9 protein-coding genes and 1 tRNA gene are annotated in these 12048 nt (G+C 70.0%); 1 reads left to right on the top strand and 9 read right to left on the bottom strand.

What is annotated here, in order from left to right; genetic code table 11:
- Window positions 1–90: 90 nt before the first annotated feature.
- The 7 genes from pknB to AB0H21_RS38470 form a co-directional block, all read right to left on the bottom strand.
- Window positions 91–1950 (bottom strand): Stk1 family PASTA domain-containing Ser/Thr kinase, encoded by a 1860-nt coding sequence (pknB, locus tag AB0H21_RS38500; protein ID WP_358526638.1) that lies wholly within the window; start codon window positions 1948–1950, stop codon window positions 91–93.
- An 82-nt stretch (window positions 1951–2032) separates the two neighbouring features.
- Window positions 2033–3538 carry a protein kinase gene (locus AB0H21_RS38495; protein ID WP_358526637.1) on the bottom strand — a complete coding sequence of 502 codons (1506 nt, stop codon included), beginning with the start codon at window positions 3536–3538 and terminating at the stop codon, window positions 2033–2035.
- On the bottom strand, window positions 3535–4983 hold the full coding sequence (locus AB0H21_RS38490; protein ID WP_358526635.1) for a penicillin-binding transpeptidase domain-containing protein: 1449 nt from the start codon (window positions 4981–4983) through the stop codon (window positions 3535–3537). Before AB0H21_RS38490 ends, AB0H21_RS38495 begins: the two co-directional genes overlap by 4 nt.
- The gene (locus AB0H21_RS38485; RefSeq protein WP_358526640.1) at window positions 4980–6326 is read right to left on the bottom strand and encodes an FtsW/RodA/SpoVE family cell cycle protein; all 1347 of its coding nucleotides are present in this window, start codon (window positions 6324–6326) and stop codon (window positions 4980–4982) included. The genes AB0H21_RS38490 and AB0H21_RS38485 overlap by 4 nt, the downstream gene beginning before the upstream one ends.
- A gap of 30 nt (window positions 6327–6356) precedes the next feature.
- Entirely contained in the window at window positions 6357–7643 is a 1287-nt protein-coding gene (locus tag AB0H21_RS38480) for a Stp1/IreP family PP2C-type Ser/Thr phosphatase (RefSeq protein WP_358526633.1), read from the bottom strand.
- The gene (locus AB0H21_RS38475) at window positions 7640–8107 is read right to left on the bottom strand and encodes an FHA domain-containing protein (protein WP_358526631.1); all 468 of its coding nucleotides are present in this window, start codon (window positions 8105–8107) and stop codon (window positions 7640–7642) included. Before AB0H21_RS38475 ends, AB0H21_RS38480 begins: the two co-directional genes overlap by 4 nt.
- Before the next feature lie 17 nt (window positions 8108–8124).
- On the bottom strand, window positions 8125–8865 hold the full coding sequence (locus AB0H21_RS38470) for a DUF3662 and FHA domain-containing protein (protein WP_358526629.1): 741 nt from the start codon (window positions 8863–8865) through the stop codon (window positions 8125–8127).
- A gap of 92 nt (window positions 8866–8957) precedes the next feature.
- Here AB0H21_RS38470 and AB0H21_RS38465 point away from each other — a divergent pair.
- A tRNA-Leu gene (locus AB0H21_RS38465) sits at window positions 8958–9040 on the top strand.
- 503 nt (window positions 9041–9543) lie between these two features.
- Here the strand turns inward: AB0H21_RS38465 and AB0H21_RS38460 are convergent.
- Together AB0H21_RS38460 and AB0H21_RS38455 are read right to left on the bottom strand one after the other, a co-directional pair.
- Window positions 9544–10602, bottom strand: coding sequence for a hemolysin family protein (locus AB0H21_RS38460; protein WP_358526627.1), 1059 nt, complete (start codon window positions 10600–10602; stop codon window positions 9544–9546).
- Window positions 10599–11963 (bottom strand): hemolysin family protein, encoded by a 1365-nt coding sequence (locus AB0H21_RS38455; protein WP_358526625.1) that lies wholly within the window; start codon window positions 11961–11963, stop codon window positions 10599–10601. Before AB0H21_RS38455 ends, AB0H21_RS38460 begins: the two co-directional genes overlap by 4 nt.
- Window positions 11964–12048 lie beyond the last annotated feature (85 nt).

Here is a 12048-nt window from a genome sequence, read left to right as displayed (position 1 = left end):
AGGCGGCGTTCTTCCGTCGTCACTCGGAAGGGGCTCGTTCCTCACCCCTTCCTCCCTCCTCCTCCAGAACACCGCCGCGCCTCGAACAGGTCAGTTGGTGAAGCCGCCGTCCGGCGGAGGGTCACTGAGCGGCGGGTCCTCGGTCGGGATGTCCTCCGTCGGCGAGTCCGTCGGGACTGGCTGGTCGGTAGGCGTGTCGGTGGGGAACGTCTGCTGCGGCGGCCCGGAGGAGATCACCAGGGTGATCGTCTTGCCGGGGTTCAGCATGGCGCCGGCCCCGGGGGTCTGGCTGATCACGTTGCCCTTCGCGACGCTGTCGCTCTCCCGCTGCTGTGTCCTCACCTTGAAGCCCTCGGCCTCCAGCGTGGACCTGGCGTCGGCCAGTGTCTGGCCGGTGACGTCGGGGACCGCGACCTGCTGCTTGGGCACGTAGATCTTGACGATGCTGTTCTCGTCGGCCTTCTCGCCCTCGGCCGGCTTGGACTCGAACACCTTGCCCTGTTCCTTGCTGGACATGACGCTCACGACCTGCGCCTGCAGGTTGTTGGCCTCCAGCGTCTTGGTCGCGTCCTCCACCGTCAGACCGACCAGCGACGGCACGGTGACCTGCTTGACGCCCTTGGAGACCAGGATCGTCACCTCGGAGTCCTTCTGTACCTTGGTTCCGCCCGGCGGCTCCGACGAGATGACCGTGCCCTTCTCGACGTCGGAGTTGAACTCCTCGGTGACCTTGACCTTCAGGCCCTGGCCCTCCAGCGTCGCCCGGGCGCCCTTGGCCGTTTGCCCGGCCACCGCGGGCACCTGGACCTCACTGCTCCCCTGGGGGTCGCCCGGCGAGCTCAGGTACGCGTACCCGATGCCGATGAAGGCGCCGATCACGAGAATCGGGATGATGAACCACGCTGCGATCGCCAGCCCGCTCGTCCGGGAGCGGCCGCGGCGGCGCTCGTAGCGGCCTCCGCTGTCGCCGCCCGCCTGCGTGGGGGCGTAATCGTACGGGGGGACGGCGGTGGTGCGCTGGGTGGCGGGCCCGCCGGGCGCCTGAAGCGTGCGGGTCTGCTGGCCGGTGTAGGCGTTGGGGGCCACCATCGTGTGGGCGGCGTCGACCGGCATGCCGGACATGGCCCGCTGGATGTCGGCCCGCATCTCGGCCGCGCTCTGGTAGCGGTGGTTGGGGTCCTTGGCCATGGCCTTCAGCACGATGGCGTCGGCCCACTGGGGGATGTCCGGGTCGATCTGCGACGGCGGGATCGGGTCCTCGCGGACGTGCTGGTAGGCGATGGCCACCGGGGAGTCGCCCGTGAACGGCGGCTGGCCGGTGAGCAGCTCGTACAGCACGCAGCCCGTGGAGTAGATGTCGCTGCGGGCGTCCACGCGCTCGCCCCTCGCCTGCTCGGGCGAGAGGTACTGGGCGGTGCCGATGACCTGGGCGGTCTGCGTCATCGTGGCGGCCGAGTCGGCCATCGCGCGGGCGATGCCGAAGTCCATCACCTTGACGTCGCCCGCGAGGGTGATCATGACGTTGGCCGGCTTGATGTCACGGTGGACGATGCCGCCGCGGTGGCTGTAGTCCAGCGCGCGCAGGATGCCGTCGACCAGCTCGACCGCCCGCTCCGGCAGCAGGCGGCGATCCTGGCGCAGCAGGTCGCGCAGCGTGCGCCCGTCCACGAACTCCATCACGATGTACGGCACGGGCGTGCCCTCACTCCCGTCCTCGCCGGTGTCGTACACCGCGACGATCGACGGGTGGTTCAAGGACGCCGCCGATTGGGCTTCACGGCGGAAACGGGCCTGGAAGACGTGATCTCTCGCCAGATCTGCACGAAGCGTCTTGATCGCGACAACTCGGTCCAGCCGGATGTCCCGCGCGCGATAGACCTCGGCCATGCCGCCGCGGCCGACGACGCCGTCGAGCTCATAGCGGCCACCGAGTAGCCGAGGCTGAGTCATTTCCTGCACTGTCCCTTGCCGTTCATCTTGGGTACCGGCCCGCGGTGCGGCTGCCGGTGTCCATCATCGACCCCGGGCCGCATTACGTCTCCCCGTTCGGGGTGATTGTGGTGCTTGCGGATGAAGTGGGGCTTGGCGTCGTGTCACTTGGTGAGGGAGTCGGTGTGGGCGTCGGAGTAGGGGTCGGGGTCGGAGACGGAGTTGGCTTCGGCGTCCGCCGCCGGGTTGGAATCGCCGACGTGCTTACCGTAGCCGACCGTGACACCGTCGGCTTGACAGACTTCACCGGTTTCGGTGGTGGCGACATCCGGGGCGTCGTCCGTGCCGGAGTGGGCGAGGACGCTGGTTCCCCGGTGGACGGCTCGACCGGCTGGGTCGGCCCGTTGTCCAGGCCGAGCTGGGGAAGGCCGCTCGCCGCCAGCGCGCCGAGGCCCACCGCCGCGGCGCAGCCGGCCGCGGCGACCAGGCCGATCGCGTTGCGCCTGCGCCCCCGGGTGTGTGGCGCGGTCGCCGGACGGGGCGTCGCGGGATGGCCGGACGGCGGGCGGCCGATGCGCGTGGGCGCCGGGGCGTCCAGGCCGGGCCGGTCGTACAGGCCCTCGTACGGCGGAGCGGACGGCTGGGCGGGTCGCTGTACGGACGGCGGCGCGGCCATGCCTGGGACCGCGTCCTGCGGCCGGACCGGCTCGCGGCGCGCGGTCTCCTGCGGGAGCGCCTCGCGCGCCGCCAGGCCCGTCGGGTCGGTGAGCATGCCCAGCACGGGGACGTCCGGTGTGGAGAGCGAGCCGCGCAGCACCATCGCGCGGTCGGCCAGCTCGCGCCCGCCCGCGGGCCGGTGCTCAGGGCTCTTCGCCAGCATCGCCAGGACGAGATCGCGCACGGGCTTCGGCACGGACTCCGGCAGCGGCGGCACCAGCTCGTTGAGATGCCGCAGGGCGATCGCCACCTGGTTGCCCCCGGTGAACGGCGGCTGCCCGGTCAGGCACTCGTACGCCACCACGCCGAGGGAGTAGATGTCGGTGGACGCGGTGAGGACGGTGCCCGACGCCTGCTCCGGGCTGACGTACTGCGCGGTGCCGAGCACGGTGCCGGTCATCGTCATGCGGGCGCCCTCCAGGGCCCGCGCGATGCCGAAGTCGGTGATCTTGATCGCGCCGGCGTGGGTGACCAGCAGATTGCCCGGCTTGATGTCGCGGTGGACGACGCCCGACCGGTGGGCCGTGTGCAGGGCCCGGGCCGTCTGGCCGATCACGTCCAGCGTGACCTCGGCGCTCAGCGTGCCGTTGCGGGCGATCACCGCCGCCAGCGACTCGCCGGGCACGAGCTCCATCACCAGGTAGGCGAGCTCGTCGTGCTCGCCGTAGTCGAAGACCTGCGCGATGCCGGGATCGGCCAGACCCGCCGTGATGCGGGCCTCGTTGCGGAAACGCTCGCGGAACTCCGGGTCGGCGGCCACGTGCCGGCGCAACAGCTTGATCGCGACCTCGCGGCGCAGCAGCCCGTCGGAGGCGCGCCACACCTCGCCCATGCCGCCGGCCGCGATACGGGCGATCAGCCTGTATCGGTCGTTCAGCAGCCGCGGCGTCACTTGTTGAGCACCGCCTGCATGACGTCGTGCGCGATCGGCGCGGCGACCGCGCCGCCGGTCGCGTCGTTGCCCGCGCTGCCCGACTCGACGAAGACCGCCACGGCGACCTTCGGGTCCTCGGCGGGGGCGAAGGAGATGAACCACGCGTGGGACGCCTGGCCCTTGGCGGTCTCGGCCGTGCCGGTCTTGCCCGCCACGGTGATGCCGGGGAGCTGGGCGGCCTTTCCCGTGCCGTTCTGTACGACGCTGACCATCATCTGGCGGAGCTTGTCGGCGACGTCCGGGGTGACCGCCTCGCTCAGCTCCTGCTGCCGCGCGCTGTCGATCTCGTCGCCGTCCGGGCTCACGATCTTGTTCACCAGGTAGGGCTTCATGACCTTGCCCTGGTTGGCGACGCCGGCGGCCACCATCGCCATCTGCAGCGGCGTCATCTGGTTGCTCCGCTGGCCGATCGCGGTCTGGGCCAGCGCGGGCTTGTCCACGTCGGGGCCGATATCGCTCTTGGTCACGCTCAGCGGGATGGCGAGCGGGGTGCCGATGCCGAACTTCGCCGCCTGCTCGTGCAGCTTGTCGTAGCCCATCTCCAGGGCCATCGTGCCGAACGCCGTGTTGCACGAGATCGTCAGCGCGTCGAGCAGGGTCGCGCGCCCGCCGCACGACTCGCCGTGGTAGTTGCGCAGGCCGACCGTGGTGCCCGGCAGCGGCAGGACGTCCGGCGCGTCCACGGTGGTGTTGACGTCCCGCGACTCGTCCTCGCTGAGGTAGGCCGCCGAGGTGATCACCTTGAAGGTCGAACCGGGCGCGAACGTGTCCTGGATCGCCCGGTTGATCAGCGGCTTGTTCGGGTCCGCGGCGAGCTTGTCGTACTCCCGCGCGGCCTTCGACTTGTCCGGGGCCGCCATCGTGTTCGGGTCGTAGCTCGGCACCGACACCATGGTGAGGATCGCGCCGGTCTTCGGCTCGATCGCCACGACCGCGCCGCGCTTGCCGCTCTTCTCCAGGGCGCGGTAGGCGACCTCCTGGGCCTTCGGCACCAGCGTCAGGTCGACGGCCGCGCCGCGGGTCGGCTTGTTGGTGATCAGGTCGACGGTGCGGCGGACGAACAGGTCGGGGTGGGTGCCGTCGAGGTACTTGTTCTCGGTGCCCTCGATGCCCTGCGCGCTCTCAGGGGCGAAGAAGCCGATGACGGGCGCGTACACCTCGCCCTTGGTGTACTTGCGCTGGAACCGGAACGTGCCCCCCACGTCCACCGACTTCGCGAGCGTCTGGCCGCCCGCGGTGATCATGCCGCGCTCGTTCTCGTAGCGGGCGTAGAACGTGCGCTGGTTGCGCCCGTCCGACCGCAGCCCGTCCGCCTTCACCGCCTGAACGTAGTTGATGTTGATCATCAGCAGGCCGAACATGAGGAAGCACGCCACCGAGGCTCGCTTGAGCGTGCCGTTCATCGCTGAAACACCTGCGTCAGTCCTTCGTCCTGGATGGCTTGCGGCGGCGGCCTACGCGCGGCATCTGACATGCGTACCAGCAGCGCGATAAGAATCCAGTTAGCCAGCAGGGCCGACCCGCCTTGCGACATGAACGGCGTCACCAGGCCCGTCAGCGGGATCAGGTTCGTCACGCCGCCGACGATGATGAAGACCTGCCAGGCCAGGATGAACGAGAGGCCGCCCGCGAGCAGCTTGCTGAACGGGTCGCGCGCGGCGATCGCCGTGCGCAGCCCGCGCTGGACGATCAGCGCGTACACCATCAGTAGCGCCATCAGGCCGGTCAGCCCGAGCTCCTCGCCGGTGGCGGCGAAGATGAAGTCCGAGAAGGAGAGCGGGATCAGTTGGGGGTGGCCCTGGCCGAGGCCGGTGCCGAGGATGCCGCCCGAGCCCATGCCGAACAGGCCTTGCATGAGCTGGAGGCTGCCGCCGGGGAACCGCTCGTACAGGACCGGGTCGGCCGGGTTGAGCCAGACGTCGAAGCGGGCCCGGACGTGGCTGAAGATGAGCCCGGCCACGAACGCGCCGCTGAGGAACAGCGCGATGCCGATGAGCACCCACGAGGTGCGCTGCGTGGCGATGTAGAGCATGGCGATGAACGCGCCGAAGATCAGGAGCGAGGTGCCGAGGTCCTTCTCCAGGACCAGTACGCCGACGCTGAACGCCCACGTGATGAGCACGGGGCCGAGGTCACGGGCGCGGGGCAGGTCGATGAACAGCAGGCGCCGCCCCGCGAGCGCGAGGATGTCGCGCTTGGCGACCAGATACCCCGCGAAGAACACGACCAGCGACAGCTTGGCGAACTCGCCCGGCTGGATGGAGAAACCCCCGACGCCGATCCAGATGCGGGCTCCGTTGATCTCCTTGCCCAGGAGGGGCACCAGAGGGAGGATCAGCAGGCCGATGCCCACGAAGCCGGCGGTGTACGTCATGCGCTGGAGCGCGCGGTGGTCGCGCAGCACGATCAGCGTGACGGAGAACATGACGATGCCGACCGCGGTCCAGAAGAGCTGGTTGCTCGCGGAGGCGAGCTTCTCGGACTGCTCGATGCGGTAGATCATCACCAGGCCGAGCCCGTTCACCAGCGTGACCAGTGGAAGCAGCAGCGGGTCGGCCCAGGGGGCGAACTTGGCCAGCACGAGATAGGCGGCGAGCATCAGCGCGCCCAGGCCCAGGCCGTAGCCCAGCATGCCCGCGGGCACCTGGTCGTTCAGACCCAGCCCGACGTTTGCGTAGGCCACCATGACGATCGCCACGGCGGAGGCGAGCATGACCAGCTGCGCCCCCCGCCTCTTGGCGGTCATGGGGACGGCCGCGACGTCGACGGCACTCACTTACGAGGACTCCGTAGCGGTGGGGGAAGCGGTCGGCTGGACGGCCTTCTGGTCGCCGAATTTGGCCTTCAAGTCGTCGATCCTCGTCTGCCCCGCTTTGAGGTCGGTTACCGGCATGCCAGCCCGCACCTGGCCACGCTCCGGCTCGGGGATCGAGGACACCGACAAGCCGGTGCGCTTGACGACGGAGTTCAGTTGGATCGGTCCGATGGTGGTGCCCACCCCGCGAAACAACACTAGCTCGTCTCCGAGGGCCCCGACGTAGTACTGATCCTGCGTCCACCGCCAGCCGAAGTAACCACCCCCGCCCAGCAGGATCACCAGCAGCACGAGGACGGTCACCGTCGTCGGCCACATGCGCCGCCGCTTGACACGCCGCGGGGCGGCCACGGCGTTCGCCGGGCCGCCCACGGGTTCGTCGTCCAGGTCATCGTCCACGAGGACCGGCTGCGGGGCGGTGATCGTGGACGCCCGCCCCGCCGGAGTGTCAGGTGGCTGGGATCTCAGCCGGCTCGACCCCGCGGCCCCCACCACGGCGGCGTCGCCCGCCACCACTTGGCCTTCCTCGATCTCGACGACATCGGCGACGATGCACGTGATGTTGTCGGGACCGCCCCCCCGGTTGGCCAGGTCGATGAGCTGGCGGACCACGGCGTCGGGTTCGTCGACCGTGGTCAGCGTGTGGTGCAGGGTCTCGGCGCTGACGACGCTGGACAGGCCGTCGGAACAGAGCAGATAGCGGTCGTTGACCTGCGCCTCGCGCAGCGACAGATCGGGATCGACCTCGCCGCTTCCGTCGAGGGCCCGCAGCAGGATCGAACGCTGGGGATGGCTCGCGGCCTCCTCCTGCGTGATCCTCCCGTCGTCCACCAGCGACTGCACCAAGGTGTGATCGTGAGTGATCTGGTACAGCTCGCCGTTTCTGAGCAGGTAGGCGCGGGAGTCGCCGACATGGACCAGGGCGACCCGGGTTCCCGACCACAGCATGGCCGTGAGCGTGGTGCCCATGCCCTTCAAGCTGGGATCGCGACCCACCATCTCGTGCAGTTTGCGATTGGCGTCGCGCACCGCGGCCTCGATGGCACCGAGCAGGTCACCCCCGGCCGCGTCCCGGTCGAGGGACGACATTGCGGTGATGGCGACCGAACTGGCCACCTCACCGTGAGCGTGCCCGCCCATGCCGTCTGCGACGGCGAGCAGGCGCGGGCTCGCGTACGCCGAGTCCTCGTTTCCTTCGCGGAGGAGGCCGACGTCCGAGCGGGCGGCGTAGCGGAGTGCGATTGTCATTTGCGCAATTCGATGACGGTTTTACCGATGCGGATCGGCTGGCCGAGGTGCACCGGAGTTGGGCGGGTCACTTTTGAGCGGTCAAGATAGGTGCCGTTGGTCGAGCCGAGGTCTTCCACGATCCACTGACCGTCCTGGGGGAACAGCCGGGCGTGCCGGCTGGAAGCGTAATCGTCGCTGAGTACCAGCGTGGCGTCATTCGCCCGACCGATAGTGATTGGCATCTCCGTGAGGTTGATGATGGTTCCTTGCAGGGGACCACCGGTTACGACCAGTTGCCGCGGCTCCCCCTTCTTCGGCTTGACCGGCTGACGGGCGGGCTTGGCCGGTTTGCGCACGCCTGCGGGAGCCGGTGCACGTGATCCGAACAAGTCTGTCCGGATCACTCCCACCGCGGCAATCACAAAGAACCACAGCACCGCGAGGAACGCGAGCCGGATCAGCAGCAGAGTGAGCTCGGACATGGACCGTCTGTCTACCCTTAATCGCGCCGGAACACCAGAGTTGTGCGACCCAACGTCACACGGGTGCCATCCTGGAGTTCGATCCGGCGAACCGGCTGGCCATTGACGAAAGTGCCGTTCGTGGAGCCGAGATCGACGAGGGCCACGGTCGGGCCCTCGACCCTGAGCTCGGCGTGGTGCCTGGAGACGCCCGGGTCCACCAGCCGCAGATCGCAGTCGGTGCCCCTCCCGAGGAGCGTCACGGGGGTCGTCAGCTCGTACGACCGCTGACCCTGCGGGTCGTCCTGAGTGGACACCAGCAGGCGCGGGTGGCCGCCGAACGCGGACGGCTTGCTCGGGGGCAGATCGCTCACCGGATGCCGGATCTCGTCCTGCTCCACCGTCGCGCCGCGGATCACGCCCGAGCGGATGCGGAAAAGCCCGACCGCCAGATCATCGGCGGTCTCGAAGCGAACCCGGACGGGACCGACGAACGAGTACCCCTGTTCCTTGGCGTACTCCCTGGCGAGGTTGGCCAGCTCGTGGCTGATGCTGTCGGCGTACACCTCCAGCCGCTCGGCGTCCGTCGTGGACAGCTCCACCACGAAGTCGTTCGGCACGAGAGTGCGGCCCTGCGCCACGATCGCGGCACGTTCGTCCATCTCGCGCTGCACCGCGCTGGCGACCTCGACCGGCTGAAGGTCAGACTTGAACGCCCGCGCAAAGGCCCCCTCAACCAAGCCTTCGAGCCTGCGCTCGAAGCGCTGAAGGACTCCCACCGGGTACCTCCCTTCCTCCATCGTCTAGGAGGATCGTATCCGGGTTCGGTGGCATGCACGGATCCGTGCTAGCCTTTCCACGCACTCAAAGAGGGCGAGTGGCGGAACGGCAGACGCGCACGGTTCAGGTCCGTGTGTCCGAAAGGATGTGAGGGTTCAAATCCCTCCTCGCCCACGAGCGGCCCCGTGTTCGAAGCCTTCGGCTTCTTCCCGGGGCCTTTGTGTTTGCCCAGGGGGGCGACCCCCCTGGAACCCCCACGTCACCGCGCCGGGTTCGAAGCCTTGCGGCTTCGTCGCCTTGGGTTCTTCGGCGCTTCCGGCCGAGCCTGGCGGCTTCGAGGGCTGGTGGCTTCATCACTTCGGACTGCAGGCCGCTGCTTCTGAGCTTGGGGTTCTTCATGGTGGTTTGGGGGGCTCCTGCGTGCCGGGTTGATTCTGGCTGGGCTTGGGGTGGGCTCTCCGCGTCTGGGGCTCTTTCGGGGGAGAGACGTCTTTTCCTCGGATCCCTCGCCTGTGGGCTTCGGACGGCCGGGGGTGTCGGCCGGATTCTTTGGAGATTCTTAAGTTTCTTGCCGGTTGCTTTACCCGGATGTGTAGTGCGGGCGGCTTTCAGATCGCTTACGGGGCGCTTGCAGCGCTCAGGTGCCCGCCTGGGATGGCGGGCACCTGAGGGGCCTGTCAGCGGGGCTGGGCGGCGGGGCGCTTACGAAGGGCCGCCGGGGTGCGCGTGTCGAGGAGTTCGCCCACGAGGTCGGTCAGGCTGACCAAGCCGGTGACGGCGCCGCTGGGGTCCGTGACGAGGCCCACGTGCGCGCGGGCGTCCTGGAGGTGGGCGACGGCCTCAGGGACCGTCGTGGACGGCTTCAGGCGCGGCACGGAGGTCATGAGATCTTCGGGCGGCGCGCCGGGGTGGGTCAGCGTGTCGCGGACGTGCAGCACGCCGAGGACGTCCTCGGGCGCGCCGCCGTTGACGAGCAGGCGCAGGTGGCCGCTCGCGGCCGCGACGTCGCGGACGAGGCCCTCCGGCGCGCCCGCGGGCACGGCGGCGGCCTCGGCGATCGGCACCATCAGCTTCTCGACCGGCTGCGACTGGACCTTCAGGGCCCGGGTCAGCAGGTCGTGCTCGGCCCGGTCCAGCAGGCCCATCCGTCCTGACTCGCCGACCAGCATGGCGAGCTGCGGCGGGGTCCGCGTGGTCGCGAGCTCGTCGCGGGGACGCACGCCGGCCGCGCGCAGCAGCCCGTTGGCGAGGCCGTTCAGCGCGGCCAGGATCGGCCTGGCGATCCAGGTGAAGCCGCGGAAGGGCAGCGCGAGCCCCATGGCGGCCCGCTCGGGGTGGGTGAGGGCCCACGACTTGGGCGCCATCTCGCCCACGACCATGTGCAAGAACGTGATGATCGCCAGCGCGATGACGTACGCGACGGCGGTCCGCATCGACTCCGGAAGGCCGACCAGGCCGAACACCGGCTCCAGCAGGTGCTCGATGGCCGGTTCGGTGACCATGGCGAGGCCCAGGGAGCACAGCGTGATGCCGAGCTGGGCCCCGGCGAGCATGAGCGAGAGCTGGCGGCCGTTGCGCAGCGCAGCGCGCCCGGCGGCCCTGGCGAGGCTCCCGCCCGCGGCGGCCTCCTCAAGGCGGTGACGCCGGGCGGACACCACGGCGAACTCGGCCGCGACGAACAGGCCGTTGCCGATCAGCAGGACGACGCCCAGCAGGAGCGCGGTCGCGGTGTTCATCGGGCCTCACCGCCCACGACGGCCGCGTCGGCCAGCCCGGGCGCGATGCGCACCCGGTCGGGGATCCTGCGCTGCACTCCGAGGACGGTGAGCAGCACGCCCTCCTCGGCCGGCTCGTCGTCCTCGAAGAGGTCGCGCTCGGTCATCAGGGGGACGGCCACCTCGTCGCCGGGCTCGGCCAGGCGGCCGAGGCGCGCCATGATGAGCCCGGCCACGGTGTCATAATCCTCGCTTTCGGGCAGCCGCAGGCCGGTCGCCCGTTCCACCTCGTCGAGCCGCAGCGTGCCCGGCACCTCCCAGGTGCCGTCGTCCCTGGCCACGGCCTCGGCGGCATCGGGGTCGTTCTCGTCCATCAGTTCGCCGACGAGCTCCTCGGCCAGGTCCTCCATCGCGACGACGCCCGCGAGGCCGCCGTACTCGTCGATGACGCAGGCCAGCTCGCCGCCGGTCACGCGCATACGGTCCAGCAGCGCGGGCAGCGGCAGCGTGGTCGGGACCAGGAGGGGTGCGGTGGCGATGCGCTCGATCGGCACCTCGCCGGGCTGCCCGCGCAGCAGCTCGCGCAGGCCCGCGACGCCCATGACGTCGCCGTCCGCGCCGAGCACGGGGTAGCGGGAGTGCCCGGAGGTCTTCAGGGCGCTCAGCAGGTCGGACACCGGACGGTCGGCGTGGAGGGAGACGACGCGCGGCCTGGGGACCATGACGTCCTCGGCGGTGCGGTCGCCGAACTCCAGGGCGCGCTCCAGCAGGTCGGACAGCCGTTCGGACAGGTCGCCGGCCGCCTCGGACTCGGCGATGATGCGCGACAGCTCCTCGGGGGTGGCGCCGTGCTCGATCTCCTCGACCGGCTCGATGCCGGCCAGGCGCAGCAGCCGGGTGGCCGCGGTGTCGAACAGCCGGATCACCGGGCCGGCCACGGCCATGTAGATCAACGTGGACCGGGACAGCCATTTGGCCACGGGTTCGGGCCGGGCGATCCCGAGGTTCTTGGGCACCAGCTCGCCGAGCACCATCTGGACGACCGTGGCGATGACCAGCCCGAGCGCCACGGCGATGCCGGGGACCGCGGCCTCGGGAACGCCCGCAGCGGACAGGCCGGGGCGGATCAGCGGGGTGAGGGCGGGTTCGGTGACGAATCCCACGAGTAGCGTGGTCACCGTGATGCCGAGCTGCGCGCCCGACAACATGAACGAGAGCCTGCCGGTGACCTCGACGGCCCGGCCGGCGGCGGCGTCCCCGGCCGCGGCCTGCTCCCGGAGGGCGGACCGGTCGGCCGCGACGAACGCGAACTCCTGGGCGACGAAGTAGCCGGTCAGGAGGGTGAGAAGAAGTATGGCCGGCAGACCGAGAACCCACGTCACTGGTCTGCCTTCCCCGATTCAATGGGTCCCGTGCCGGAGCACGGGCAGGTACTCCACGGGTCGGGAGTAGACACGACTGTCCTTT

This window comes from Sphaerisporangium sp. NPDC051011, assembly GCF_040653595.1.
GTDB lineage: Bacteria > Actinomycetota > Actinomycetes > Streptosporangiales > Streptosporangiaceae > Sphaerisporangium.
This window is presented reverse-complemented; position numbering and strand designations above follow the sequence as displayed.